The organism is Gellertiella hungarica, assembly GCF_014197145.1.
GTDB classification, from domain to species: Bacteria; Pseudomonadota; Alphaproteobacteria; order Rhizobiales; family Rhizobiaceae; genus Gellertiella; species Gellertiella hungarica.
Map to the genome: position 1 here is coordinate 146,887 of NZ_JACIEZ010000005.1, position 26,938 is coordinate 173,824.

The window sequence follows — 26,938 nt, forward strand, 5'->3', positions numbered from 1 at the left end:
CCGGGAAGTCCTGTCCGGCCAGGCGGGAATGCGGCAGCCGGCGGCACTTGTCAACTGCCGCCGGCCCTTGCGGAACGAGAAGCCCTCCTCTTGCGGCTACGGGCGGCCCGCTGCCGGCTCGGCCGGGGCCTTGCGTTTTGGCGTACCGCCGAGGATGCCCATGGGCCGCACCAGCAGAATCACGCAGAGCATCACGCCGATGGAGACGATCTGCAGGGCAGCGGCGCGCGCCTGCTGATCGGTCGGCACCAACGCACTCACGGCCGCGCCGGAGCCGACCCAGATCGCCCAGACGAGAACCGATCCCAGAACCGCGCCGCGATTGGAGCCCGAGCCGCCGACAATCAGCATGGTCCAGACCTGAAAGGTCAGCGTCGGCAGGTAGTTTTCGGGCGCGATGAAGCCGATGAAATGGGCCTGCACGGCACCGGCAAGACCCATGATCGCGCCGCCGAGCGCAAAAGCCTGGATCCGGTACGCCCGGGCACTCTTGCCGAGGGAGGCCGCGGCCTTTTCGTCCTCGCGCAGCGCCTTCAGCACCCTCCCCCAGGGGCTGCGGGCGAGATGCTCGAGCGCCAGAAAGAAGACCAGCGTCACCACGGCAACGATGGCGAGATTGGCGAAGTTGAAGACGATCGGATTTTCCGCCAGCGAGCCGAAGGGACGCGGGATGAAGCCGACGCCGAAGGGGCCGCCGGTCAGACCCTGCGCATTCAGCGCGACGAGCTGCACCACGACCGCAACGCCGAAGGTGGTGATGGCGAGGTAATCCGACCGCAGCCGGAGCGTCGCGGCACCGATCACGGCAGCGACGGCGCCCGCCACGATCATCGCCGCAAGCCAGCCGAGCAGAATCGGCAGGTCGAAGCCGCCGATGCGCGCTGCATCGTCCGGCGTGGTCAGGATGGCGGAGGTGTAGGCGCCGATGGCGACGAAGCCGGCAAGGCCCACGTTGAACAGCCCGGTGAGGCCCCACTGGAGGTTCAGCCCGAGGGTGATCAGCGAGAAGATCAGCGCCGTCGTGAGGAAGAATGCGCCGTAAGCCAGGAATTCCATCAGCGTTCTCCCACACCGAACAGACCGATAGGCCGGACGAAAAGCACGGCCATGAGGATGACGAAGGCGATGGCCGCGCGCCATTCTGCCCCGAAGATCTGCACCGCGGCCGCTTCGCTGAGGCCGATGATGAGGCCGCCGAGCACGGCGCCGGGGATGGAGCCGATCCCCCCGAGAATGGCCGCCGCAAAGACCGGCAGCAGCATGTCGAAGCCCATCAGCGGGCGGATCTGCACGAGCACCCCGATCATCACGCCCGCCACGCAGGCCAGCGCGCCGCCGATCAGCCAGGTGAAGCGGACCACCCGCGCGACATCGATGCCGACGACGCGGGCAAGGCCGATGTTCTGGCTGACCGCCCGCATTTCGCGGCCGATCTGGCTGCGGGTCATCAGCAGATGCACTGCCGTGACCAGCGCCGCCGTGAGCAACAGGAGTGCGATCTGGTCCGGCGTGATGCGGATGCCGAAGCCGATGGGCTTGGCGATCTGGATGGCGCGGCTGAAATAGGCGGGGCTGGAGGTGAAGAGGAACTCGAGCAGACTGCGCAGGGCCATGGAGGCACCGAAGCTCGCCATGACGACGATGATCATCTGTCCCTTGGCGCGCAGGCGCTGGAACAGGATCTTGTCGAGAAGCAGCGCAAGGCCTCCGGTGAACAGCATGCCGAGCGCCAGCGCGAGCAACAGCGGCCAGCCGAAGGAAAGGGGCGCAATGGGCGCCACCTTTCCGAAGAGCGCCGTTATCGCACCCACGAACATCAGCGTGGCATAGGTTCCCCAGGCCATGAGATCGCCATGGGAAAAATTCGAAAAGCGCAGGATCGAGTAGGTGAGCGTCACGCCGATGGCGCCGAGCCCGATCATCGAGCCCGTGAGAAGGCCATCGACGAGGAATTGCATGTTCATCGGCTTTCTCCCCCCTGTGCCGGGCTTGCGCGGTGGCCGAGATAGAGTTCGGCGACCACGGGGTCGTTCCACAGCTCGGATGCCACGCCCTCATGGGCATCCCGGCCCTCGACCAGCACATAGGCGCGGTCGCCGATGGCGAGCGCGGCCTTGGCGTTCTGCTCGACGAGCAGGATCGTGACGCCTGCCTTGCGCACGTCGGTAAGCATCTGGAACACCATCGAGACGAATTTCGGCGAGAGACCCGCCGAAGGCTCGTCGAGAACGAGGAGCTTCGGCCGCACCATCAGCGCCCGGGCGACAGCCACCATCTGCCGCTGGCCGCCCGAGAGATTGCCGGCCGGCGTCGTCCGGCGCTCGCGCAGGTCCGGAAAGAGGCGGTACATCTCCTCGATCCGCGGCGCGACCTCGCGCTTCGGCAGCACGCCGCCCGCGACCTTCAGATTGTCTTCGACGCTCATCAGCGGGAAGACGTTTTCCGTCTGGGGCACGAAGGCAAGGCCAAGCCGCACCATGCGGTGCGCGGGCGCGCCGGTGATGTCCTGGCCGTCCAGCGTCACGCTGCCGCCGGACACCGGAACCAGCCCTGCAATCGCCTTGATGAAGCTCGACTTGCCGGCGCCGTTCGGACCGAGGACCACGACGATCTCGCCCTCCTCGACCCTGATCGACGCACCGCGCACGATCGGCACCCCCGGCTCGTAGCCCGCTTCCAGCGACCTGACCTCAAGGACCGTCCTTGCCATCACGCACCTCCGAGATAGGCTTCGATCACGCGCGGATCGCGGGATACCTCTTCGGGCGTACCCTCGCAGAGCGGCTGTCCGCTGGCCATGACCAGAACCCGGTTGCAGAGCCGGCTGACCATGTCGATGTTGTGCTCGATCAGCAGAAAGGTCACCCCCCGCTCGTTGATGGCGCGGATGCGGTCGATGATGACCTCGAGAAGCGTGGCGTTCACGCCCGCGGCCGGTTCGTCGAGAAGGATGACGGCGGGATCGGCCATCATCACGCGCGCGAGCTCCAGCAGCTTGCGCTGCCCGCCGGACAGCACCCGGGCCGGCTCGTGCGCAAGGCGCTTGAGCAGCAGGAAATCCAGAAGATCCATTGCCTTGTCCCGCGCGGCAGCCTCTTCCGCCCGCACCCGGCCCGGCGCCAGAAAGTTCATGAACAGCCGCTCCCCCGTCTGGTCCTGCCGCGCCAGGAGCACGTTTTCCAGAAGGGAGAGTTCGGGAAAGGGCTTGGGAATCTGAAATGTGCGGCCGAGGCCGCGGGCGATCCGCCGGTGCGCCGCCTCGCCGGAAACATCGACGCCGTTCAGCAGGATCTGTCCCGCGCTCGGCGCCACGCTGCCCGCCACGAGATCGAACATCGTCGTCTTGCCGGCGCCGTTCGGGCCGATGAGGCCGAAGATCTCGCCCTTGCCGACATCGAAGGATACGCCATCGACGGCGGTCAGCCCGCCGTAGCGCTTCACCGCCTGCCGGACGCTCAGAACGGTTGGCCGCCCTTCCGGCGGGCCACTGGAACTCCTCATGGCACCCCTCTGCGATTTTATATTTTTGATCTGTGATCACACTTGCTTTGATCAAGCTATTGAGCTTTAAATCGGCACGCAAGAGGAAAAATGGCGATGACGACAGCAGAAGCCACATCGGGAACGGGGGACGAGCGGGGGCCGCTCTTTTCGCCGGTCGAAAGGGAAACGGTTCAGGATCGGGTCTATGCCACGCTCCGGCGCGCGCTCATCTGCGGGCTTCTGGAGCCCGGGCGCATCCTGACGATCCGCGGCCTTGCCGATCAGCTCGCCACCTCCACCATGCCCGTGCGCGAGGCGCTGGGCCGGCTGATCTCCGAAAAGGCGCTGGAAGCCCTGCCCAACCGCTCCGTCCGGGTGCCGCCCGTCACGCTGGAGCGGATCGACGATCTCGTGCATGTGCGCACCCTCATCGAGGGCGAGGCCATCGCCATGGCGGCGACCCGCATGAACGAGGCGGATGTCAGCCGGGTCCGGACCATCCTTCTGGAATGGGACCGGTTCCGCAACCTCGCGGACCAGGACGATTTCGACAACGAGATGACCCTGAACCAGCGCTTTCACTTTGAGATCTACCGCTGCAGCGGCTCGGCGGTCCTGCTTCCCATGATCGAGAGCCTGTGGCTGCAGTCGGGCCCCTGCATCCGGGAAGCGGCCTATGCCTTCTCCGCCGCCGGCGAAGCCGACACCGCCCATTGTCACCGGATCATCGTCGAGGCCCTTGCCGCCCGGGATCCGGAAGCCGCCCGCGCCGCCCTCGCCGCCGATATCAGCCGTCCCTTCAAGACGCTCCGCACGCGCCTCAAGGCGCAGAAAGCAGACAAGCCATGACCGTGAAGACCATCTCCATGAAGGAGCCGCGTTCCGGCCTTGCCGTTTCCGCACCGCTCCTCTTCGACAAGGCGCCCGCCAATGCCGCCTTCCTCTGGGCCTATCTTTCCGAGCCGCGCGTGGTGCCGGGCATTCATGCCATGTGGACCGGCCCGGAAATCTCCTGCCCCGTGCCGCCCGCCCATCTGGAGGGCGCGGATTATGCCCGGCCGCTGCCGCCGGAAAACGCCACGCTGACGCCGCAGCCGGGAGACATCGTTCTCGCCTATGTGCCGGAGCGCGTCTGGGGCGGCAATCCGAACCCGATCTTCGACATCGGCCTCTTCTACGGCCCCGGTGCGCGCATGCTGTTTCCCATCGGCTGGCTTGCCGGCAGCGTGGTCGCCCAGGTGCCACCCGCGGAACGGGAGGCTTTTGCGGCCGCCTGCGGGATCATCCGCAAGAACGGCGCCTGCGACATCACCTTTTCCCGCGGGGAGGCCTGAGCCATGGCGGAAAGGGACGACAGCTTCGAGCTTTACGACCTGCGCGTCGAGGCGGTTCTGCCGGAGGGAAAGCCGATCTATTGCGGTGCCCGCGAGGGCGATCACTTCGAGCTGCGCGGCGAGATGCTCCACCTGCCCGCCAACCAGGGTTTCTCGATCTATTCCATTTCGGCGGTCCTGCCCCTGCTGGCGGCCAAGCAGCGGGAAACGCACCGCAACGACTGGATGACATCCGATGCCGAGATCGCCTGCCCCGACCCCAATTGCGGCAGCCGGCTGAGAATAGTCCGGCTGGGCAAGCGCCGTTTCAGCCATGCGGAAACCACCGCCGTCCCCCTTCCCTCGGAGAATGAGTGAGATGCCCCTGAAGACCTTCGAACTTGCCCCCGGCTATGCCATTTCCCGCGTCATCAGGGGCGGCTGGCAGCTGGCGGGAGGCCATGGCGCCATCGATCGCACCCAGGCCGTGGACGACCTGATCGCCGCCTTCGATGCGGGCATCACCACCTATGACTGCGCCGACATCTATACGGGGGTGGAGGAGCTGATCGGGGCTGCCCGGCTGAAGCTCGCCCAAACCCGTGGCGCTTCGGCGGCCGCCGCAATGCGCGTCCACACCAAGCTCGTGCCCGATCTCGACAAGCTCGCCACCGTCAACCGCGCCTATATCCGCGGCATCGTCGAGCAGTCCCTCGGACGGCTGAAGACGGAGCAGCTCGATCTCGTGCAGTTCCACTGGTGGGATTATGCCCATGGCGGCTATATCGACGCCCTCGGCTGGCTCACCGAGATGCGCCTCGAGGGCAAGGTGCGCAACATCGGCACCACCAATTTCGACACGCCGCGGATGACGGAGATCTTCAACGCGGGCATTCCGGTCGTCAGCCAGCAGCTGCAATATTCGGTGCTCGACCGGCGCCCTGCCCGCCATCTCGCCACCCTTGCCGAGCAGAAAGGCATGCATTTCCTCTGCTACGGATCGGTCGCAGGCGGCTTCCTCAGCGAAAAATGGCTCGGCCAGCCGGAGCCCGCCTCGCCGCTCGAGAACCGGTCGCTGGTCAAGTACAAGCTGATCATCGACGATTTCGGCGGATGGGCGCTGTTCCAGAAGCTGTTGCAGACCCTCGCCCGCATCGCCGCACGCCACGGGGTGGACATCGCCACCGTCACCAGCGCCTGGACGCTGGCCCAGCCGCGGGTTGCCGCCGTCATCGTGGGGGCGCGCAACCAGGCGCATGCGCTCGCCAATGCCCGGATCATGGATCTGGCGCTTGCCGCGGAAGACATGGCCGAGATCGCCGCCGTCCAGGCGGAAAGCCCCGGACTGGAGGGCGACGTCTACACGCTCGAGCGCGACCGGACCGGCCGGCACGGCTCCATCATGCACTACAACCTGAATGACGGCCGCACCTGATCGTCAGCCGGGACAAGGAATGCCGTCCGTCCGGGAGGCGGGCGGACGACAAGGCAAGACTGCACGCATCAAAGCCAACCAAGGGGAACTGAAACCATGAAGAAACACATCCTTGCGCTTTCCACCGCGCTTTCGCTGATTGCCGCCGCCGGTGCCGCTCAGGCCGCCGACTGCAAGATCACCGTGGGCCTCGTGATGGAACTCACCGGTCCGGCGGGCGAATATGGCCAGGCCGGCGCGAAATCCGTCGAAATGGCGTTCGACGACATCAACAAGGCCGGCGGCGTTCGCGGCTGCGACCTCGTGACCGACACCCGCGACAGCCAGAGCCAGGGCAATGTCGCCGTCGATGCCGCCACCCAGCTGGTGCAGGTGAAGAAGGTGCCCGTCATCATCGGCGGCATCATCTCGTCCGTGTCGATCCCGATCCTCACCTCGGTCACCGCGCCGGCCAAGGTGGTGCAGGTTTCGCCAGCCTCCTCCTCCCCGACGCTGACGGCCCTCGGCCGCGACGGCAAGACGAACGGCATCTTCTTCCGCACCATCACCTCCGACGCCCTGCAGGGTATCGCAGCTGCCAAATATGCCGTCGACAAGGGCTTCAAGAAGCTCGCCGTCATCCACGTGAACAACGACTTCGGCGTCAACATGGTCAACGAGTTCTCCCGCGCCTACAAGGCGATGGGCGGCGAGATCGTCAATGTCACGCCCTATAACGAGAAGCAGTCGAGCTACCAGTCGGAAGTCACCGCCGCCATGGCGGGCGAGCCCGACGGCCTCTATCTCGTCAGCACGCCGGTCGATGGGGCCACCAGCGCCCGCACCTGGATCAGCCAGGGCGGCGTCCAGAAGTTCCTGCTGAACGACGGCATGAACAGCCCCGATTTCATCGAGTCGGTCGGTGCCGATTACCTCAACGAGGCCTATGGCACCTCCTCCGGCACCAGCCCGACGAAGTCGACGGAGTATTTCAACGCCAACTACAAGGCCTTCTCCGGCGGGATCGAACCCTCCAACCCGGCGGCAGACCGGTCCTACGATGCCGGCGCCATCGTCGGGCTGGCCCTCGCTGCGGCCGGTTCGGAAGATCCGGCCAAGATCAAGGACGCGATCTACAAGGTCGTCGATCCGGCGGGCGAGCCGATCTTTGCCGGCAAGGGCGAATTCGCCAAGGCCCTGAAGCTCATCGGCGAAGGCAAGGCCATCCGCTACGAGGGCGTGATCGGCCCGGTCAACTTCGACCAGTACGGCGACATCACCGGTCCGTTCCGCCTCTGGAAGATCAATGCCGGCAAGGTGGAAACCACCGGCGAGATGTCGTCCGAAGAGGTCGGCAAGATCATGGCCGGCATCAAGTAACGAGAAACGGGCGGCTGCCGGGTCCCTTTTCTCCGGCAGCCGCCGCCCCTTGCACGGGACCGCATGAGAGCGCCGTGCCCCTCCTTCAAGTATCCTTCCCATGCAGACCCTCTGGACGCTCACATCCGGCACAAGGCCCGACTTCCGCGCCACGGCACTCCCGGCCCGTTGCGACACGGTGGTGATCGGCGCCGGCTTCACCGGTCTCACCGCGGCGCTGATGCTCAGCCGCGCCGGCCGGCGCGTGGCGGTGCTGGAAGGCGGCCGGATCGGCGCCGGTGCGAGCGGCACGAATGCCGGCTTCGTGGTGCCCAATTTCGCCAAGGCGGATCCCGCCACCGTGCGCCGCAAGCTGCCTCAGGAGCAGGCGGACGCGCTGCTGCGCCTCGTCGGAGCCGGGGCGGACGCGGTGTTCACGACCATTGCCGAGGAAGGAATTGCCTGTGACGCCGCCCAGACCGGATGGCTGCAACCGGCCTTCGGAGCAGAGATGGGCGCTATGCTGAAAGCCCGCGCACTGGCCTGGCAGGCGCTCGGAAGGCCCGTGGATTTCCTCGACGCCGAACAGGTCCGCGCCGAGACCGGCATGACCATCTATTCCGGCGGACTGATCGACCGCTCCGGCGGCACCATTCATCCGCTCGACTATCTCTTCGGCCTCGCCGCAGCTCTCGCACGCAGGGGCGGGCTGGTGCGGGAGGAGGCTCCGGTCCGAAGCGTGCGGCAAAGCGGCAGCGGCTGGGTCGTCACGTCCGACTCGGGGCAGATCGTTGCCGACAGCGTGCTTCTCGCCACCAACGCCTTTACCGGCGGCATTGCCGGGCTGATGGGGCGCACGGGCATTCCGCTCCGCGTCTACCAGATGGCGACGAAACCCGTCGATGCGGCAACCGTGGCGCGGATCGCGCCCCACCGCAGGCCGGTGGGCGATACCCGTTCCAACCTCTTCACCTACCGCCTCGACCGCGACGACCGGCTGATCAGCGGAGGCATGGCGCTCAATCCGTTCGGGGCTGTCGAACGGGTCGGCCGGGCCGTCGCGGCCCGCATGGCCGCGGAGCTCGGCCTCTCCGCCACCCCCGGCCTCGAAATCGCATGGACGGGCACGGCCATCATGACCCCCGACTTCCTGCCCCGGATCCATCGCTTCGGCGAGGGCTTCTTCGGCGGCATCGGCTGCAATGGACGCGGCATTGCCATGACGGCGCAGCTCGGGCGGGTGCTCGCGCGCCTGGCGCTCGGCGAGGACCCGGCCGCCATGCCCATCCCCCTGAGGCCCGTACGGGCCCTGCCCTTTCACTCGCTCACGCCGCTCGTTGCCTCTGCGGGGCTTGCCCATGCCCGCCTCACCGACCGGCTCGCGCGCCGCGCCTGACCCATAAAGACGGAGATCCCTTCATGCCCCATCTCGCCAAGCGCATCACCGGCGGTTCGAAGAAGTCCTACGGCATGTTCGCCAGGGCGGCAGCGCTCGAGGGAAGCGGTCGGGACCTCATCCACATGGAGCTTGGCAGCCCGCATGCGGATACGCCGATGCCGATCAAGCAGGCGACCATCGATGCGCTGCTCGCCGGGCGGGTGCATTATTCCCATTTCCAGGGCCTGCCGGAGCTGCGCGCGGCGATCTCGAAACGGCTTGCCGACAGTAACGGCCTCGACATGCCGCCGGAGCAGATCGTGGTGACCAACGGCCTGACCCATGCCTCCTTTGCGGCCTTCATGACGGTGGTCGATCCGGGCGACGAAGTGATCCTCCTCGAACCCTATTATCCCCAGCATCTCGGCAAGATCGAGCTTGCGGGCGGTGTTCCGGTCTTTGCGCCCCTGGATGCCGCGAACCGGTTCTCCATCAACCCCGATCTCGTCGAGGCGCGGATCACGCCCAAGACCAAGGCCATAGCCATCGTCAATCCCTGCAACCCGACAGGCCGGGTCTATAGCCGCGCGGAACTGGAAGGGCTGGCGGCGCTCGCGATCCGTCACGATCTCGTGGTCATTTCGGACGAGGTCTATGAGGACATCCTGTTCGACAAGGCAGAGCACATCTCCATCGCCTCGCTTCCCGGCATGGCGGAACGCACCATCTCGATGTTCGCCTTCACCAAGAGCTTCGCGATGGATGGATGGCGGCTCGGCTATCTTGCGGCACCCGCCGACCTGATCAGCGGCATCCTGAAGATCACCACCAGCGACGTCACCCATGTGAACACCTTCATCCAGGCCGGTGCGCTCGCCGCCGTCACCGGCCCCCGGGAGATCCTGGAAGAGCTGGTGGAAGAAGACCGGGTGAAACGCGAAATTGTCGTGACCCGTCTCAACCAGATGGCCGGGGTGACCTGCGAGTGGCCGGAAGGCACGATCTATGCCTTCCCGGACATCCGCGCGACGGGACTGCCGGCACAGGCACTTGCCGAGCGGATTCTCGCGGAGGCGGACGTGGTCGTGGAGGCCGGAAGCTTCTACGGCCCTGCCGGCGAAGGCCATCTGCGCGTCTGCTTCGGCTCGCAATCCGTCGAGCGCATCAAGGAGGCGATGGACCGGCTGCAGCGCTTCTTCAACCGGCTTTGAGCGTCGCCGTCAGTCCGGGCAGATGGCGACGAGGAAAGCCTGCGTCGCCTCGATGTCCCGCACCATGAAATCGCGGGCGCCAGCGGCATTGCGGGCGTGGAGCGCATCGAGAATGCTGTAATGATGGGTGGAGTAGTCAGGCAGGCGCCCCTCCTCCATCTGCCGCTTCACCAAATCCGACAGCATCCGCATGTAGGGTCCGAAGCGCAGCCAGAGCATTTCGATGAGCTGCGGCAGCACATCCGATCCGGCATTCTCGTAAATGGCGAAGTGAAATTCCTGGTTCTTGCGCAGCATGGCATAGACCTCGCCCGCGCGCCCCAGCCGCTCGTGCTCGCGGGCGATCGCCAGCGCTTCCTCTATCTTCGGCTCCGGAATGACGGCCGCGGCGCATTCGGTGGCAAGCCCCTCCAGCGCCTTTCGCGCCCGGCAGAGATCGTCGAGCTGCGCCCGCGAGACCGGCGGCACGCGGACCGAGCCGTTGCGGGCGACATCGAGGCCGCATTCCGCCGCAAGCCGGCGAAGCGCCTCCCGGACGGGCATGTGGCTGGTGCCGAACTGCTCCGAAAGACCCGCGATGGTGATGTGGGCACCGGGTTCGAAGCTGCCCCACATCAGCGCCTGGCGCAGCTGGGCATAGACATTGTCCTGCACGGTGGTGCGGGCTGAAATGGCAGCAAGGCCGGCTTCTTTCATGAGGCGCATCATCCCCGGGAATCACTGAAAAGCCCGGCGAGGCCGGGCTTTGCATCCAGCTATAGGACAAGTTGCGCGCTCTGTCGCCGGTCACCTCGCATGGGATGACACTTGTCTACCGGGCATTGGCGCGGGCCTTGCGGCGCTCGTACCGGGCCTGCATCTCCTCCTCGCCTTTGCGGGTGCCGTCATGCCAGGTGCCGAACCATCGGTCGAAGGGAATGAGCCCGTCGCCGTAGTTCACCTCGAAATACTTGTGGTGCAGGTAATGGGCGTAGGCATGGCTGTCGATTGCGGTTTCGTCCGTAACCTCCACCTTGTCGAAGCCGACATGCCCGACCACGGCGCCGAAACCCGCCATGTGCAGCTGATACATGACCAGCACCGGATTGGACGGGATGACGAGATGATAGGCGGCCGTGGCGAAATACAGCAGGTGTTCCACCGGATGCATGGACAGCGACGACCAGGGCGACGGATTGACCGAGTTGTGATGCACGGAGTGAACCCACCTGTAGAGCACGGGAATGTGGATCAGCCGGTGGATGACGAAGAAATGCGCCTCGTGGATGACCGGGAGCAGAAGCGCGAGCCCGGCGAGATACCACGGATTGTCCGAAAAGCCGACCCAGGGCACATGGCCCGCCGCCTGCGCATGCAGCACCAGCACCTCGAAGGCCGTCCAGATGGGCACGCCCGTGCCGAATCCCCGGATCAGGCTGTCGACGTTCTGCCGCTTGAAGAGGAAGGCCGGGCTCTTGTGATCGGCCGGGAATTTGGGATTGTACTTGAAGCGGTTACCCTGCGCCCGGCGGATGTAGAGCTGCAGCTCGAAGGCGCCGTAGAAGAGGAATACGGCAAGGCAATTCACCGCAAACAGCTTCAGCACCCAGCCCCATTGCAGCACCGCCAGCACCTCGCGCGGCGGGATGACCAGATACCACCAGGCAAGCGCCGAAAGCATCCAAAGGACGTTCCAGGGAAAGAAGTAGCTCGGGAGCCACTTGAGGAAGGCGAGCGGACGCGGCGGGAAGACAAAGACAGGGGCCGTCTCCAGCGCATCCCTGGGCGCCCAGTTGCCGCGCTTGTCGCGCGTGCCAAAGTCCAGATCGTTCATGCCTGATCCTCCCGAAAACACGCCTGAAACGGCATGGCCGCAAACCCACTGCCGCCGTCTCATTCATTCACCGAGATGAGGCCGCAATGCAAGAGGGTATTTCGCAATATGCATCAATGTTGCGAACATTATTGCATCATTTTGCGTCTTTAACGCCGGATCGGATCTTGGAAATGCCGGGCCGGCATCACGGGAGGCATCTTGAGCGAGTGGGCAGCATTTCCCCGCAAGGGAACGCCATCAGTGGTCCTGGCCCGACGGGAGCAGGATCAGCGGATTGGCGTGAAATGGGGAATGTTGAAGCGGGTATAGACGCCGAAATCGTTGAGGATCTCGTCGCGCGGCACGGGCAGCGCACCGGCGCCGGCAAGCTCCAGGGCCTGATCGACCAGAAGCGCGGGATCGGAGGCGATCACGTAATCGATGGCACCGTCCCGCAGCAGTGGCGTCGTCACGGCATTTGCCTCATGGGCGACCACGAGGATCTCGCGCCCCGCCTCGCGCACCGCCTCGCAGAGACCGGCATTGCCGCCGCCGACATTATAGATGGCGGTCAGCGCGGGCTGCTCCTTGAGCAGGCGCAGCACGGCTGCGCGTGTCAGCTCGGCGCTGTCCTCGCCCTGGGCCTCGCCCGCAAGGGACAGCCGGGGAAAATGGGCGCGAAGACCGGTGCGGAAGCCGATTTCCCGATCCTCGTGGCAGCGGAATGCCAGGTCGCCGAGGACCACGCCGACCGCTGCGGACCGGTCCCCGAGCATGCGCCCGATGAGAAAGGCCGCCGTCTGCCCGGCAGCCCGGTTGTCGATGCCGAGAAAGACGTCGCGGGCATTCGCCGCGAGATCCGACACCACCGCGATGATGCGCTTGCCGCGCCCGCGTGCCTCTTCCAGCCGGGCGGCCAGCCGGTCCGTATTCTTGGCTGCGACGATCAGAGGGCGCGCTGCATCCTCGCAAAGACTGGAAACGACATCGAGAATCTCGGCCTCCTCCGCCTGATAGAGATCGTGGAAGGCGCCCGATGGCTGACGCCTCTCCCAGGCGGCCCGCATCTGGCCGGTCATCCCGCGCCCGAGGCGCAGAACGATATCCGCTGAAGGGCCTGCGGCGGACGGGCTCGATGCGGGCGCGCTGAGCATCCGCATGGCATGCTCGACCGCATCGCGCGTGCGCTGGTGCACCTTGCCGCGTCCGTTCAGGACCCGGTCCACGGTGGCCCGCGAAAGGCCGGTCTCCCGCATGATGTCGGCGATGCTGACGCGCTTCAAGGCGATCCTCCCGAATCCGTCACGAGTGGTTTTGCCTCATCTAGCCCCGGAAAAGCCGCCTCCACAAGGAAGAAATGCCTCAAACTGCATCAGGAGCGGAAAGATTGCGGCCGCTGGCCCTGCTCTGCCAGGACGGGCAGCGCTGCGGAGCGGATGCCCCGGAGAACACCGTACCGCTGGCGGGAGATGATCCCGATCCGCACCGCCTGCACCGCCTGCGCCGCCTGCATCGCCCGCGCCTCGGCAGTCGAGATGCACCTGCGCGCCCTTGCGCCGGCCATTGGCTCGCATGGTTTCGCGGACCTCGCGTCTGTTCGCGCCAGCCCGCCGCCACCGTCAGCCGACGAGGATTTCGACGGCACCGTCCGCGAGGCGAGCCGGGTAGGTGTTCAGATCCCGGCAGGCGGGAAGCCGCATGGCCGAGCCGGTGCGATAATCGAAGATGCCGCCATGCTTCGGGCATTCGATCTCGTAATCCATGACCAGACCGTCCGCGAGGTGGATCGCCTCGTGGGTGCACAGTCCGTCCGTGCAGAAATAGTCGTCTTCCGGCGAGCGATAGACCGCATAGGTCCGGCCCGCATGATCGAAGCGGATCACGCCCTCCTGCTCGATCCCGTCAGCGCCACACACCCTTACCCACTCTGCCATGCCACGTCCTCCGCCAAGCAAGCGCCCGATGCGCCGCGAGGACAGAATGACAATCTTGCGTCCATAGTGCAATCAATTTGTCTCTTTATACCTCACGAAATGAGGCATATGTACACTTGCCGGAGGCGCATGCGGCAACACGAAAAGGCCCATGCGGCGCATCTTGCGATGCACCCCATGGGCCCTGAACGGCATGCCGTCCGATCCATGACCGCGGCCGGTCGCCCCGTCCCGCCCTGGGAGGTTTCGGGAGGGAGCGCCGGTACGCGGTTCAGGAATCAATCATAAAGAACGGCCGCGACCTTCGGGTCGTTCATGTTGGTCTTGTCGTACCAGTAGTAGCCGGTGTCGATGATCTTCTCCAGCTTCTCGCCCTTCACGGCCTTGGCCAGCGAGTTCACCACGCACTGGCCGATGCCGACCGGGTTCTGGGTGATCGAGCCATAGAGGGTGCCGTCCATGATGGCATCCTTCTGGGTCTTGCCGGAATCGTAACCGATGCCGACGATCTTCGCGCCGGTTTCCTTGATCGCCACGGAGAGACCGATGGCGGCGCCTTCGTTGGAGGCGAAGATGCCCTTGATATCGGGATGGGCCTGGAGCATCGCCTTGATGTCGTCGGCAGCCTTCAGCGCGTCATTGGCGTACTGGACTTCGACCACTTCGATCTTCGGATACTTTTCCTTGATCCGGTTCAGGAAGCCGTCGCGGCGGCCGATGCCGGTGGCGGAGGTCTGGTCGTGGATTTCCGCGGCAATCTTGCCTTCCCCGCCGATGGCTTCTGCCATCTTGTCGGCAGCGGCACCGGCAGCGTTGACGTTGTCGGTGGTGCAGGTGGTGAGCGGCAGGTCGCTGTCCACGCCGCTATCGAAGGCGACGATCGGAATGCCTGCATCCGCAGCCTTCTGGAGCGCGGGCACCTGTGCCTGGCTGTCGAGTGCGGCAAAGCCGAGGCCCTGCGGCTTCTTCGCGATGGCGGCGTTGAGGATGTCGGTCTGCTTGTCGATCTGGGCTTCCGTCTCGGGGCCTTCGAAGGTGATCGTCACGCCGTTGTCCTTGGCAGCCTGCTCGGCGCCGGCCTTCACGGCCTGCCAGAACTGGTGGCTGAAGCCCTTGGCGATGATCGGGAAATAGACCTCCTCGGCCTTTGCCGCGGTCGAGAACATGGTGGCTGCGCTCAGCGCAAACACGGTTGCAGTCAGTATCTTCTTCATTGTCTCACTCCCATTGTTTGGTTTGTGCCATCGCGCGATGGCGTTCCTCTCTCATGAAACAGTCAGGCGGCCTCCCGTCCGCCTCAGGCTCTCCTTCGCAAGATGATGTCGACGAAAACCGCGACCATGATGATGACGCCGGTCACCACGATCTTCCATTCCTCCTGCACGCCCATGCTGCGCAGGCCGTTGGTCAGAACGCTCATGATGAAGGCGCCGATGATGGTGCCGAGGATCGTGCCCCGGCCTCCGGAAAGGGATGTGCCGCCGATGACCACCGCCGCGATGGCGTCGAGCTCGTAGCCGAGGCCGAGTGCGGGCTGCGCCGAATTGAGGCGCGAGGAGATCAGGAGGCCTGCAACGCCGCAGATGGCGCCGCTCAGGGCATAGGTGAGGATCTTCCAAAAATCGACGTTGACACCGGAAAGGCGCGCCGCCTCCTCGTTGCTGCCGAGGGCGAAGATGTAGCGGCCGAAGAGCGAGCGGTTCAGCACGATCGACGCCGCGATCGCCACGCCGAACATGATGAAGACGCCGTTCGGCACCTCGAAGCCGGGGATCAGCGAGGAGATGGAGCTTTCCGGCGACAGGTACTTGTAGTTCGGCGTGGAGTTGAAATAGATCGGCTTGGCGCCCGAGAAGACCAGCGCCAGGCCGCGCGAGATCTGCATCATGCCGAGCGTTGCGATGAAGGGCGGGATCTTCAGCTTGGCGATGGCCGAGCCCGAGATCAGGCCCATGACGCCACCGGAGGCAAGAGCCGCGGCAATGCCGACAGGAAGCGGCATGCCGAGATTGGTCAGCACCAGCCCGGCCATGACCGCCGTCAGCGTCATCATGGTGCCGACGGCAAGGTCTATGCCGCCGGAGATGATCACGAAGGTCACCGCCACGCCCAGAACCCCGTTCACGGCCGTGGCCTGCATGATGTTGACCATGTTGTTCCAGGCGGCGAAATTCTCCGTGAAGATGCTGAAGAAGGCGAGAAGCGCGATCAGCACCACGAAGGCGACGCCCTTCTGCAAGGCGGCCGTGGAGAAGAGACTGGATTTCTTGGCGCCGGCCTGTTCGAGGGTGATGTCGGTCATGGAAACGTTCCTTATTCCGCGGCGATGGACGGGCGCAGGGTGGCAAGGTGCATGATGGATTCCTGGGTCGCCTCCCGGCCGTCCAGTTCACCGGTGATACGCCCCTCGCACATCACGAGGATGCGGTGGGAAAGCCGCAGCACTTCCGGCAGCTCCGAGGAAATCACGATGATCGACTTGCCCTGCGCCGCAAGCCCCTGGAGCAGCTTGTAGATTTCCGCCTTGGCGCCGATGTCTATGCCCCGGGTCGGCTCGTCGAAGATGAGGATGTCGCAGTCGCGCAGCAGCCACTTGGCGATGACCACCTTCTGCTGGTTGCCGCCCGAAAGCAGGCGCGTCTCCTGGAAGACGGAGGGTGTCTTCACCTTCAGGCGCGCCACGTAATCCTTCGACGCCTCGCGCAGCCGCGCATCGTCCATGAACACGCGGCCCTTGGTGAAGCGCCGCCACGAGGCCATGGTGATGTTGTCGGAGACGGACATGCCCGTCACCAGGCCGAAATGCTTGCGATCCTCGCTGAGATAGGCAAGCCCGAGCGCCACCGCATCCTTGGGGCTGGAAATCGCCTGCCTGCGGCCATGGATGGTGATCTCGCCGCTATCGATCGGGTCGGCGCCGAAGATCGCCCGGGCCACTTCCGTGCGCCCCGCGCCCATCAGGCCGGCAAAGCCGAGGATTTCGCCCCTGCGCAGGGAGAAGCTGACATTGCGGATCACCTGGCCGCGGTTCAGCCCCTCGACGCGCAGCACCTCCTCTTCGGCGCCCCGGCCTTCGGCGCGGGTGGAATCGGCGAGTTCGCGGCCCACCATCAGCGAGATGATCGTGGCCATGTCTGTCGTCGCGGCCGGCAGCGTGTCGATATACTGCCCGTCGCGCATGACCGTCACGCGATCGGCGATCCGCTTCACCTCGTCCATCTTGTGGGTGATGTAGACGATGCCCACCCCCTGGCGCTTCAGATCCTCGATGATCGCGAAGAGATGCTCCACCTCCGTCTCGTTCAGCGCCGAGGTGGGTTCGTCCATGATGAGGACGCGGGAATTGAAGGAGAGTGCCTTGGCGATTTCCACCAGCTGCTGCCGGGCAACGGTGAGCGTGCCGACCTCCACGTCCGGATCGATGTCCACCTTCATCCGGCGGAAAAGCGCGTCCGCATCGGCCCGCATCTGCTGTTCGTCCACAAAGAGCCCGAAGCCCTTGCGCGGCTCGCGCCCGATGAAGATGTTCTGCGCTGCCGTCAGGTGGTTCATCAGGAACAGCTCCTGATGAATGATGCCGATGCCGAGGGCCTGCGCCGCCCGGGGATCGGGGACGCTCACCGGTTCGCCGGAAACGCGCATCTCGCCGGAATCCGGCTGGTAGACGCCCGTGATGATCTTCATGAGGGTGGATTTGCCGGCGCCGTTCTCCCCCATCAGGGCATGCACCTCGCCGGCCCTGAGGTCGAAGCGGACGCCGCGAAGCGCCTTCACGCCCGGGAAGGACTTCTCCACGTCGCTCAATGACAGCAAAGGCTGGCCTGCAGCCCCCTGCTCCCGATCTGCGGCACCGCCGGGTGCCTCCTCCCTGTCATTCGAGACGGACATCTGTCCCCCAATCGTTTCCAGCAGGCTTTCTGCCTGCCTCCCGCAGCACCCTCGACGGGAACCGCGGCCTCCTCTCCCCGCCGGGCCGCGCCGAAGTCGCGCATTCCGGCCTTTCAAAAGCCCTGCGCCTGGCCTCCCAGCCGGCGGCGCCAAGGGTTGATGGCAGCTCTCGTGCGCCGGGAACTATCCCCGACCAAGACTGCGTATCTCGACCAAAAATGATACATTTTGAGACATTTATGGCCGTAAATTTTGCATTAGCCAAGTTACATTCGACATCACTATGCGTCAAGTGCCCGTGGCGCTTTTGCCCAGCAGGCCTCTGGCCGCAAGATTTTCCATGAGCGCCCGCAGGCCGAACTGCCACTCGGGGCAGCGATCCGTGCGGTCGACCCAGTTGACGAGACGGCCGAGCTCCGGCGCCGAAATTTCCACCCGGTCCCCGACCTCGTGGGTGAAGCCCTGGCCCGGGGCGCGGCGATCCTTCACCGGCGCAAACATGGTGCCGAGGAACAGCACGACCCCGTCGGGATACTGGTGGTTGCGGTTGATCAGCTGGCGGGCGAGATCGGCCGGCGTGCGGCTGATGGCCTGCATCTGGCTTTCGCCCGCCATTTCGAATCCGTCCTCGCCCGTGACCTTCAGCGAAATGGTCAGGCGGCCCGCATCCGCAAGCGTGAAGCCCTCGTCGAACAGGCGGATGAAGGGCCCGAGCGCGCAGGAAGCGTTGTTGTCCTTCGCCTTGCCGAGAAGCAGGGCCGAGCGCCCTTCCACGTCGCGCAGGTTCACGTCGTTGCCGAGCGTCACGCCGAGGATCGTGCCGTCGGAGCGGATGGCGAGCACCACTTCCGGCTCCGGGTTGTTCCATTGCGAGATCGGATGGATGCCCACCCGCGCGCCGCAGCCGACGGCGGCCATGGGCGGAGCCTTGGTGAAGATTTCCGCATCCGGGCCGATGCCGACCTCGAGATATTGCGACCAGAGGCCCATCTCCTGAAGCAGGGCCTTGACCTTGGCAGCCTCGTCGGAGCCCGCCTTCACGCCACGCAGGTTGTCGCCGAGCACCGGGGCAAGACGCGCGCGGATCTCGGCCGCCCGGGCATAATCGCCCCGGGCCTGCTCCTCGATCACCCGTTCCAGCATGCTGCCCGCAAAGGTGACGCCTGCGGCCTTGACCGGCTGGAGATCCACCGGCGCCAGAAGCGCGCCCTCGCTTCCGTCGAGAAAGCCCTCCAGCGGCCCGAGCGAGGGATGGTCGCCCGCCAGCGTCTCCTGGAGGTCCGTGCGCTCGAGGAGATCGGAAAGGGTGGCGGCAAGGCCCGAGAGGTCCAGGACCTCGCCCCCGCGCAGGATGACCGGGCAGGGTCCGCCCGCATGCTTCGACCAGACCCGCCCGACGAGCAGGGCAGTGTCGGCATCTTGGGGCAGAATATCGGCGGCGTTCAGTGTCTGCATCGTCATCGCCTCACATCACCGCGCCGATCTGCCATGGCACGAATTCCGCCGCGCCGAAGCCCAGTTCCTCGCTCTTGCTCTGCTCGCCCGAGGCAATCCGGATCATCAGCTCGAAAAGCTCGCGCCCCTTCTCCTCGATGGACACGCCATGGGTGACGATGTCCCCGCAGTTCAGGTCCATGTCGTCGCGGATGCGCTCGTACATTTCCGAATTGGTGGCGATCTTGATGCAGGGCACCGGCTTGTAGCCGGACACCGAGCCGCGCCCCGTGGTGAAGACGATGAGATTGGCGCCGGAGGCGACCTGCCCGGTCACCGAGCAGGGGTCGAAGCCGGGGCTGTCCATGAAGACGAAGCCCTTCTTGTCGATCGGCTCTCCGAACTTGTAGACATCGCGCAGCGGTGCCGTTCCGCCCTTGGCCACCGCACCGAGGGACTTCTCGAGAATGGTGGTCAGCCCGCCGCGCTTGTTGCCGGGGGACGGGTTGTTGTCCATCTCGCCGCCGTTGCGGGCGGTATAATCCTCCCACCAGCGAATGCGCTCGATCAGCTTCTCGCCCACCTCCACCGTCTCCGCCCTGCGGGTGAGCAGGTGCTCCGCGCCGTAGATTTCCGAGGTTTCGGAGAGAATGGTCGTGCCGCCGTGGCGCACCAGCAGGTCGGAGGCATGCCCAAGCGCCGGGTTGGCGGTGATGCCGGAATAGCCATCCGAACCGCCGCACTGCATGCCGACGGTGATTTCGGAGACGGGCTGCGGTGTGCGCACCGCCTGGTTTGCGAATTCGGCCACGCCCCGCAGCGCCTCGAGCCCGCGCTCGATGGTCTTGCGGGTGCCGCCCTCCTGCTGGATCGTCATGTAGCGCAGCATGCCGTCGGCCCGGATCTTCCGCCCGCCGACGAGATCGGGGATCTGCATCACCTCGCATCCGAGACCGAGCAGCAGCACACCGCCGAAATTCGGATTGCGTGCATAGCCGGAGAGCGTGCGGAATAGCGTCGTGTAATTCTCGCTTCCCGCCCCCGACATGCCGCAGCCGCTCGAATGCATGATCGGCACGATGCCGTCGATGTTGGGGTAGTCATCGAGGAAGCCGGACTTCTCCGCCGCCTCGGCAATGAATTTTGCGACCGAACCCGAACAGTTCACCGTGGTGAGGATGCCGATATAGTTGCGGGTGCCGACCTTTCCGTCCGCCCGGCGGTAGCCCATGAAGGTGCGGCTCTCGGTGACCGGCGGCAGCGCGATGCTCTGGCTTGCGAAGGCATAATCCTGCGTGTGCTCGCCCATGCCGAGATTGTGCACGTGCACATGCTCGCCGGCAGCGATGTCTGCCTTCGCCTGCCCGATGATCTGCCCGTAGCGATAGACGTTGCTGCCCGCCGGAATGGCACGCACCGCGATCTTGTGGCCGCGCGGCACGGCCTGCTTCAGCGGGCCCTCGAGCCCCTCCACGACCGCGCCGGCCGCCAGATCCTTGAGCGCTATCACGACATTGTCGCTCGGTTGAAGCTTGATGGTCGAGTGAGAGGCATTCATGGCGTTGATCCGGTGGAGCCCGATCGGGCATATGCCATTCCGTTTAGCTTGACTGGAAAAATGTGTCAACTAACATGTTAGTATGCAATGGAGGCCCCATGGACACCACGACAGGCTTTGATGCCGCGCCGCTGACACGGATAGAGACCACAGGACCGCTGTCCCAGCGGGTCTATCTGGCGTTGCGCGACGCCATCCTCTCCCTCGCCTACGCGCCGGGGGCGATGTTGCGGAAGGCGGCGATCTGCGAGGCGCTCGGCGTGTCGCGCTCGCCGGTATCGGAGGCCATTGCCCGGCTTGCCGCGGAGGGCCTGGTGGACGTGGTGCCGCAGAGCGGGACCCGCGTCTCGCGCTTTTCGCTGGAGGAGATCCGCGAGGCGTCCTTCATGCGCGAGGCGCTGGAGGCGGCGGCCGTCGCCAAGGTGGCGGTCGATCACACGCCGGAGCAGCTGGCCCAGCTGACCCGCAGCCTGCGCCTGCAGCAACTGCTGCTCGACGACGGCGACAATGCCGGTTTCTACGAGGCGGACGAGGCCTTCCACGCCATGCTGATGGAGGCGACGGGCTATCCGAACCTCGTGGGCACCGTGTCGACGATCTCCCTGAAGCTCAAGCGCCCGCGCATTCTTCTGCTTCCGGAGGAAGGCCGCCCGGCTGCCGTCGTCGCCGAACATGCCGCCATTGTCGATGCGATCCGCAATCGCGATCCGGCCGGCGCAGACAGGGCCATGCGCTTCCATCTCGGCCAGCTGATCAACCGTTTTGCCTCGCTTGGGGAAAGCCATCCCGACTATTTCCGCCCCCGTCCGGCGGGGCCGGCCGGCAAGGCTCCCTGAACCATCCCGCCACCCGATCTCCTCCAGGAATACCCGCGATGAAACCGTCCGATACCGTGCTTCTGAACAACCGCACCGCCAGGCCGCTTGCCCTCACCCGCATGGGCTTCGGCGGCGCGGCGCTCGGCAATCTCTATCGGAAGGTTTCGGACGAGGATGCGGAAGCGGCCCTCGTCGCCGCCCATGATGCCGGCATCCGCTATTTCGATACCGCCCCGCAATACGGGCTGGGACGCTCCGAAGAGCGGATCGGACGCGCGCTTCCGAAGCTCGGGCGCGACGGGCTGGTGCTGTCGACGAAGATCGGCCGCCTGCTTCTGGATTGCGCGCCGCACGAGGTCACGCCGGAAGCCTTCGTCGATGTTCCCCAGAAGCGGATCGTGTTCGACTATTCCTATGACGGCGTCATGCGCAGCCACGAGGCGAGCCTGAAGCGGCTGGGCGTCGACCATGTGGACATCCTGCTGGTTCACGATGTGTGCGCCTTCTCGCAAGGCTCGCAGGAGATGAGCGACCGGCGCGTGCGCGAGCTGTTCGATCTCGGCGGCTACCGGGCATTGTCCGAGCTGCGCTCTTCCGGAGCGGTCACAGCCATCGGCGCGGGCGTCAACGAATGGCAGGTCTGCGAAAGGCTGCTGGGGCTGGCGGATTTCGACTGCTTCCTGCTGGCGGGGCGCTACACGCTGCTGGAACAGGAGGCGCTGTCCACCTTCCTGCCGCTTTGCGAGAAGCGGGACGTGGGCATCATACTCGGCGGTCCGTTCAATTCCGGCATCCTGGCGACCGGCGCCATCGAGGGTGCGAAGTACAATTACGGTCCAGCCCCGGCCGACATCCTCGACCGGGTCCGCCGCATCGAGGCGGTGTGTGCCGCCCATCGGGTCGCGCTGATCGCGGCCGCCATGCAGTTCGTCTATGCCCATCCCTGCGTGCGCACGGTGATTCCCGGCATGATCAACGCGGCCGAAACCGCAGCCAATGCCCGGCTCCTCTCGGCAGAAATTCCGCCAGGCCTGTGGGCCGACCTGAAGAGCGAAGGCCTCATACGCCAGGACGCCCCCACCCCGGCCCGGTAGCCGTTCCGTTCCGGCACATTCCGTACCGTCTCGAAACACGACACGCGAATTCCGGCCCTTCAGGGTTAAGAGGGCGTTAGCGTTGACGCGCGAATGCTCTGAAACCACGCAGCTTTTGCGGGAACTGAAGTCCGCTTCAGGCTATTACACCGCACGTGTCGTGCAAATCGGCATTCGCGAAATCCGCGCGGGAACATGCGTTCCGCGTCCGGACGAGCGAGTGCCATCACCGGAAAACGAATGCCATGAGGAAGGCCGTCGGCCTTGGAAATTCAGCTTCTGGTGGGGGAAATCTTGCCCTATGCAAAGCACCGAAACATGCTGTAAGGCAGTATGCGGCCACCGCCTTTTGTTGAGGAAAATGGTAATTGGCCTGCAAAATCAGGCTGTTAGACAGGGATAACGAGAAAACCTCGTCATGAAGACGATGTTCGGTCGTTAAAGGGTATGGCAAGACCTGAAAAACCGAGAACGGCCTTGGGTCAAAGGCTGGCTGATGCGCGAAAGGCGCTGGGCATGCCACTCCGCAAGGACATGGCGGCATTGCTCGGCATGCCTCCCGATACGCTGGGAACCTATGAACGAGGTGTCAGCGAGCCGGGAATGGCGCTGCTGGCCACCTATCATTCCCGTTTCGGGATCAATCTCAACTGGCTGCTCACCGGCGAGGGCAATCCCTTCCACATGGCGGAGGCGGAGCCGGACGATGTGGTTGCGGACACGATGATCCGGCTGGCGGCCATGGCCGTGGACATGCACGCCCTGCTCGGCCTGCCGCTGGGCCCGGAAAAGGCAGCCGGCATTGCCGCGGAACTGTACAACGAACTTCTCGCAAAGGGCGCTTCGCCGTCCGACCCGGAGGAGGTGGAAGCCCACCTGCCCGCCCTGAGGCTGGCGCTTCGCCGCCGGCTCGAGGCGGGGCTCACCGCCGCGCTTGCAAGCAACGCCTGAGCCCTGACATGCGAAAGCCGCCGGCAGACCGGCGGCTTGTCACCCTTCTCCCGAAGCGATTTCCGCCTATTCCTCGCGGAAGGCGTGGCGGACCTGATCCGTCAGCGGCTTGAGGAAATAGGAGAGCGCCGTTCTTTCCTCCGTCTGGATGAAGGCTTCGACCGGCATGCCCGGCACCAGATCCACGCCTCGATCCGAAAGCTTCTTGTGGATGTCGGGCTCCGGTGTGATCCTGAGCTCGTAGAACGAGCGCTCCGACTGGCGGTCGACGGATGCATCCGCCGCCACGAAGGTGACCGTTCCGGCAACCTCGGGCGTGTGGGCCCGGTTGAAGGCCGGGAAGCGCAACCGCGCGGTCTGCCCCACATGCACCTGGTCGATGTCGGTCGGGCTGATGCGGAGGTCGAATTCCAGCGGCGACGAGGCGGGCACGATCTTCATCAGCGTTTCGGCCGGATTGATCACGCCGCCGACCGTGTGGACGGCAAGTTCATGCACGGTGCCGGCGGCAGGCGCACGGATGTCGATGCGGGCCAGCTGGTCGCGGGCCGCGATGCGGCGGGCTTCCTGCTCGGCGATCTTGGCTTCCGTCTCGCGAAGATCCTTCATCACGTCGGCGAGGTTTTCCTCCTCGAGGCCGGTGATCTGGATTTCGGTTTCGGCAATCTGCGCCATCAGGCCGGCGCGATCGCTGATCAGGGCACCATATTCCCCCTCCAGCTTGGCCGCATTCTGCTCCAGCGCGGCAAGCTGCGAGCGGGTGGAGAGGTTCTGCCTGTAGAGCTTGCGGGTCGCTTCCAGCTCGGTCTTGACGAGGTCCCACTGGCGCTTGCGGCTGTCGATGGTCACGTCGTAGCCCTTCACCTGCTGCTTCACCTGGTCGATCTTCTGGCGAAGCTGTGCCTGGTGGTTCAGCAGGGCGCGGCGGCGGGTTTCGAAGAACTGCGTCTCGCTGCGCATGGAATCGCTGTCGGCCTGCGACGGATTGGCCCGCATGTCGTCCGGGAAGCGGATCGTCTCCGCCCGGTCACGTTCGGCCTGAAGCCTGGCAAGGCGTGCCTTCAGCGCCGAGAGCCCCGATTCGACGATGGCGAGATTGGCCCTGACCGCCGTATCGTCGAGGCGAAGGACGACATCGCCGGCCTCCACGCGCGAACCGTCCTTGACGAGGATCTTGCCGATCACACCGCCAGTCGGATGCTGCACTAGCTTCTCGTTGCTCTGCACCATGACGCGACCGCCGCCGACGACCGCGCCGCTGATATTCGTGGTGGCGGCCCAGCCGAAGATGGCAACGCCCATCAGTGCGATCAGCCCGTAGCCGAGCAGGATCTGGCGGCGCAGGCCGTCGTTGCGGTTCCGGGCGGCGGTTTGCGGCATCGGCAGAAGCGGCGTGCCGGAGAAAGGTTGCTTTTCCTGGATCATCGTCCGGTCCTCACGAGTTCACGGCCGCCGGGCGGTTGATGGGCGTGGCGCCCCCCTGCCCGTTGAGCTGCTGCATGACCTTCTCGGTCGGCCCGAAATGGCTGAGCGCGCCGTCCTGGATCACGGCCACGAGATTGACCACCGCAAGGGCGCTCGGCCGGTGCGCGATCATGATGACGATGCCCTTGCGCTCGCGCACGCCGGCGATGGCCCGCATCAGTGCATTGTCGCCCTCGCCGTCGAGGTTGGAGGCCGGTTCGTCCAGAACCACCAGGAAGGGCCGGCCGTAAAGGGCGCGGGCAAGCCCGATGCGCTGGCGCTGGCCACCTGACAGCACCACGCCACCTTCACCGATCCTCGTGTTGTAGCCCTCCGGAAGGCGCAGCACGAGATCGTGGACGCCCGCCGCCTGCGCGGCCTCGATCACCGCCTCGGCGCTGGCTGCCGGGTCGAAGCGCGAGATGTTCTCGGCAATCGTGCCGTCGAACAGCTCCGTGCTTTGCGGGAGATAGCCGATATGCTGGCCGAGCGCCCGTTCGTCCCACTGGTCCAGCGGCGCCCCGTCGAGCCGGACGGCACCGCGCACGGTGCGCGCCGCGCCGACGATGGCGCGCGCCAGCGTGGACTTGCCGGCACCGCTCGGGCCGATGATCGCCAGGCCGTCGCCCGCTTCGATGGAGAAGGAGATGTTGTTGACGATCATCCGCTCCGCGCCGGGTGTCGCCACGGTCACGTTTTCCACCTGAACGGTGCGGGCCGGGGCAGGCAGTTCCAGCGGTTCGCCCTTTGCCGGCAGCTTGCCGATGATCTCGAAGAGGCGCGTGCGGGCCTGACGGGCGGCGACGAAGAACTTCCACTGGCCGATGATCATGTCGATCGGCGCGAGGGCACGGCCGGAAATGATGTTGGCCGCGATGATGCTGCCCGCGCTCAACTCGCCCTGGATCGTCAGATAGGCGGCGAAGCCGAGGGTGGCCGACTGCATGACCATGCGCAGCACCTTGCCGACGGAGCCGAGCACGGACGACGTGTCGGTCAGTTCGCGCTGCGCGTCCATGTAGCGCTCGTTCACCGCATCGAACTGGCTGTAATAGGCGGAGGCAAAGCCCATGGCCTGGATGCTCTCGGCATTGCGTCGTGCCGCTTCCGCCATGGCCTGGCGCCGCCCGACCAGCTCCATGACCGACTTCGAGGGCTTGCGGCTCAGCGCCTCCGTGATGAGCGTCAGTGCGATCAGCAGAACCGCACCCGCGATGGTGATGTAGCCGAGCAGCGGGTGGAGCGCGAAGACGAAGATCATGTAGATCGGGATCCACGGCAGGTCGAAGAGCGAGATCAGCGCCTGCGAACTGACGAAGCCGCGCATGGTGTCGAGATCGCGCATCGGTGCCTGTGCATCGGTCGGGTTGCGCCCGAAGAGCGTCAGCAGGCGGAGCGCATCGAAGGCAAGCGGCAGGATCTCGCGGTCGAAGCGAAGGCCAAGGCGGGCGACGATGCGCTGGCGCAAACCGTCGAGAGCCCCCTGGAAGACATAGAGAACGGCCGTCAGCACCGCCAGCCCGACGAGGGTCGGCACGGAACGGCTGGAGAGAACGCGGTCATACACCTGCAGCATGAACAACGAGCCCGTGAGATAGAGCAGGTTGATGATGCCCGAAAAGATGAAGACGCTCAGGGCCGAGCGCCTGATCGACACCATCGCCCGTTCGATGGCCTGAGTATGGGTGGCTTGCCGGTGCCGAGACATAATGTCCTTTCTGACGCAGCGTTTTCGCGCCAAATAATACGGCTGAATGTCATAAATTTGAATAAATGAAAGCAGAACGGTGTTGGACGCCCCAATGCCCAGCATTAGCTACCACGCATGAGGGGCGTGTGGCTAC

Annotated in this window: 26 protein-coding genes; 10 read left to right on the forward strand and 16 right to left on the reverse strand. The window is 65.4% G+C overall.

Annotated elements, in window-relative coordinates; genetic code table 11:
* Positions 1-96 precede the first annotated feature (96 nt).
* Genes GGR23_RS13975 through GGR23_RS13990 form a run of 4 tightly spaced genes read right to left on the reverse strand, consistent with a single transcriptional unit; the run spans position 97 to position 3,501 of the window.
* Positions 97-1,056 (reverse strand): branched-chain amino acid ABC transporter permease, encoded by a 960-nt coding sequence (locus GGR23_RS13975; protein WP_183366913.1) that lies wholly within the window; start codon positions 1,054-1,056, stop codon positions 97-99.
* Positions 1,056-1,964 carry a branched-chain amino acid ABC transporter permease gene (locus GGR23_RS13980; RefSeq protein ID WP_183366914.1) on the reverse strand — a complete coding sequence of 303 codons (909 nt, stop codon included), beginning with the start codon at positions 1,962-1,964 and terminating at the stop codon, positions 1,056-1,058. Before GGR23_RS13980 ends, GGR23_RS13975 begins: the two co-directional genes overlap by 1 nt.
* Positions 1,961-2,710, reverse strand: a complete 750-nt coding sequence (locus GGR23_RS13985) for an ABC transporter ATP-binding protein (protein WP_183366915.1) — start codon at positions 2,708-2,710, stop codon at positions 1,961-1,963. Before GGR23_RS13985 ends, GGR23_RS13980 begins: the two co-directional genes overlap by 4 nt.
* Positions 2,710-3,501, reverse strand: a complete 792-nt coding sequence (locus GGR23_RS13990; RefSeq protein WP_183366916.1) for an ABC transporter ATP-binding protein — start codon at positions 3,499-3,501, stop codon at positions 2,710-2,712. Before GGR23_RS13990 ends, GGR23_RS13985 begins: the two co-directional genes overlap by 1 nt.
* Before the next feature lie 96 nt (positions 3,502-3,597).
* On the opposite strand from GGR23_RS13990, the gene GGR23_RS13995 reads away from it, so the two are divergent.
* The 7 genes from GGR23_RS13995 to GGR23_RS14025 all read left to right on the forward strand — a co-directional run bounded on the left by GGR23_RS13995 (position 3,598) and on the right by GGR23_RS14025 (position 10,158).
* Complete coding sequence (locus GGR23_RS13995; RefSeq protein ID WP_183366917.1) at positions 3,598-4,332, forward strand: GntR family transcriptional regulator; 735 nt, start codon at positions 3,598-3,600, stop codon at positions 4,330-4,332.
* Positions 4,329-4,817 carry a DUF3830 family protein gene (locus GGR23_RS14000; RefSeq protein ID WP_183366918.1) on the forward strand — a complete coding sequence of 163 codons (489 nt, stop codon included), beginning with the start codon at positions 4,329-4,331 and terminating at the stop codon, positions 4,815-4,817. The genes GGR23_RS13995 and GGR23_RS14000 overlap by 4 nt, the downstream gene beginning before the upstream one ends.
* A 3-nt stretch (positions 4,818-4,820) precedes the next feature.
* Positions 4,821-5,174 (forward strand): TIGR04076 family protein, encoded by a 354-nt coding sequence (locus tag GGR23_RS14005; RefSeq protein ID WP_183366919.1) that lies wholly within the window; start codon positions 4,821-4,823, stop codon positions 5,172-5,174.
* A gap of 1 nt (position 5,175) precedes the next feature.
* Positions 5,176-6,231, forward strand: a complete 1,056-nt coding sequence (locus GGR23_RS14010) for an aldo/keto reductase (protein WP_183367057.1) — start codon at positions 5,176-5,178, stop codon at positions 6,229-6,231.
* A gap of 96 nt (positions 6,232-6,327) precedes the next feature.
* The gene (locus GGR23_RS14015; protein WP_183366920.1) at positions 6,328-7,590 is read left to right on the forward strand and encodes an ABC transporter substrate-binding protein; all 1,263 of its coding nucleotides are present in this window, start codon (positions 6,328-6,330) and stop codon (positions 7,588-7,590) included.
* A 100-nt stretch (positions 7,591-7,690) separates the two neighbouring features.
* Positions 7,691-8,965 (forward strand): NAD(P)/FAD-dependent oxidoreductase, encoded by a 1,275-nt coding sequence (locus GGR23_RS14020; protein ID WP_183366921.1) that lies wholly within the window; start codon positions 7,691-7,693, stop codon positions 8,963-8,965.
* Between the two features lie 23 nt (positions 8,966-8,988).
* Positions 8,989-10,158, forward strand: a complete 1,170-nt coding sequence (locus GGR23_RS14025; protein WP_183366922.1) for a pyridoxal phosphate-dependent aminotransferase — start codon at positions 8,989-8,991, stop codon at positions 10,156-10,158.
* 9 nt (positions 10,159-10,167) lie between these two features.
* Here GGR23_RS14025 and GGR23_RS14030 read toward each other — a convergent pair whose 3' ends face one another.
* The 10 genes from GGR23_RS14030 to GGR23_RS14075 form a co-directional block, all read right to left on the reverse strand.
* On the reverse strand, positions 10,168-10,854 hold the full coding sequence (locus GGR23_RS14030) for a GntR family transcriptional regulator (RefSeq protein ID WP_183366923.1): 687 nt from the start codon (positions 10,852-10,854) through the stop codon (positions 10,168-10,170).
* 115 nt (positions 10,855-10,969) lie between these two features.
* Positions 10,970-11,971 (reverse strand): sterol desaturase family protein, encoded by a 1,002-nt coding sequence (locus GGR23_RS14035; RefSeq protein ID WP_183366924.1) that lies wholly within the window; start codon positions 11,969-11,971, stop codon positions 10,970-10,972.
* A 269-nt stretch (positions 11,972-12,240) separates the two neighbouring features.
* Entirely contained in the window at positions 12,241-13,236 is a 996-nt protein-coding gene (locus GGR23_RS14040; RefSeq protein WP_183366925.1) for a LacI family DNA-binding transcriptional regulator, read from the reverse strand.
* Positions 13,237-13,325: 89 nt separating this feature from the next.
* Positions 13,326-13,517: a hypothetical protein gene (locus GGR23_RS14045; RefSeq protein WP_183366926.1), complete on the reverse strand. Its 192-nt coding sequence runs from the start codon at positions 13,515-13,517 to the stop codon at positions 13,326-13,328.
* A gap of 55 nt (positions 13,518-13,572) precedes the next feature.
* Positions 13,573-13,887, reverse strand: a complete 315-nt coding sequence (locus tag GGR23_RS14050) for a MocE family 2Fe-2S type ferredoxin (RefSeq protein ID WP_183366927.1) — start codon at positions 13,885-13,887, stop codon at positions 13,573-13,575.
* Positions 13,888-14,165: 278 nt separating this feature from the next.
* Positions 14,166-15,101 carry an ABC transporter substrate-binding protein gene (locus tag GGR23_RS14055; protein WP_183366928.1) on the reverse strand — a complete coding sequence of 312 codons (936 nt, stop codon included), beginning with the start codon at positions 15,099-15,101 and terminating at the stop codon, positions 14,166-14,168.
* Positions 15,102-15,184: 83 nt separating this feature from the next.
* Positions 15,185-16,189, reverse strand: coding sequence for an ABC transporter permease (locus GGR23_RS14060; RefSeq protein ID WP_183366929.1), 1,005 nt, complete (start codon positions 16,187-16,189; stop codon positions 15,185-15,187).
* A gap of 11 nt (positions 16,190-16,200) precedes the next feature.
* Complete coding sequence (locus tag GGR23_RS14065; RefSeq protein ID WP_183366930.1) at positions 16,201-17,775, reverse strand: sugar ABC transporter ATP-binding protein; 1,575 nt, start codon at positions 17,773-17,775, stop codon at positions 16,201-16,203.
* 288 nt (positions 17,776-18,063) lie between these two features.
* On the reverse strand, positions 18,064-19,230 hold the full coding sequence (locus GGR23_RS14070; protein ID WP_382341736.1) for a fumarylacetoacetate hydrolase family protein: 1,167 nt from the start codon (positions 19,228-19,230) through the stop codon (positions 18,064-18,066).
* A gap of 10 nt (positions 19,231-19,240) precedes the next feature.
* Positions 19,241-20,767 (reverse strand): UxaA family hydrolase, encoded by a 1,527-nt coding sequence (locus tag GGR23_RS14075; protein ID WP_183366932.1) that lies wholly within the window; start codon positions 20,765-20,767, stop codon positions 19,241-19,243.
* 98 nt (positions 20,768-20,865) lie between these two features.
* On the opposite strand from GGR23_RS14075, the gene GGR23_RS14080 reads away from it, so the two are divergent.
* The 3 genes from GGR23_RS14080 (at position 20,866) to GGR23_RS14090 (ending at position 23,630) form a co-directional block, all read left to right on the forward strand.
* Positions 20,866-21,603: a GntR family transcriptional regulator gene (locus GGR23_RS14080; RefSeq protein ID WP_183366933.1), complete on the forward strand. Its 738-nt coding sequence runs from the start codon at positions 20,866-20,868 to the stop codon at positions 21,601-21,603.
* A gap of 38 nt (positions 21,604-21,641) precedes the next feature.
* Positions 21,642-22,679 carry an aldo/keto reductase gene (locus tag GGR23_RS14085; protein ID WP_183366934.1) on the forward strand — a complete coding sequence of 346 codons (1,038 nt, stop codon included), beginning with the start codon at positions 21,642-21,644 and terminating at the stop codon, positions 22,677-22,679.
* Positions 22,680-23,126: 447 nt separating this feature from the next.
* Complete coding sequence (locus tag GGR23_RS14090) at positions 23,127-23,630, forward strand: helix-turn-helix domain-containing protein (RefSeq protein ID WP_281375736.1); 504 nt, start codon at positions 23,127-23,129, stop codon at positions 23,628-23,630.
* Between the two features lie 66 nt (positions 23,631-23,696).
* Here the strand turns inward: GGR23_RS14090 and GGR23_RS14095 are convergent, their stop codons facing one another.
* Together GGR23_RS14095 and GGR23_RS14100 are read right to left on the reverse strand one after the other, a co-directional pair.
* The gene (locus GGR23_RS14095; protein ID WP_183366936.1) at positions 23,697-25,055 is read right to left on the reverse strand and encodes an HlyD family type I secretion periplasmic adaptor subunit; all 1,359 of its coding nucleotides are present in this window, start codon (positions 25,053-25,055) and stop codon (positions 23,697-23,699) included.
* Between the two features lie 10 nt (positions 25,056-25,065).
* Positions 25,066-26,802, reverse strand: a complete 1,737-nt coding sequence (locus GGR23_RS14100) for a type I secretion system permease/ATPase (protein ID WP_183366937.1) — start codon at positions 26,800-26,802, stop codon at positions 25,066-25,068.
* Positions 26,803-26,938 lie beyond the last annotated feature (136 nt).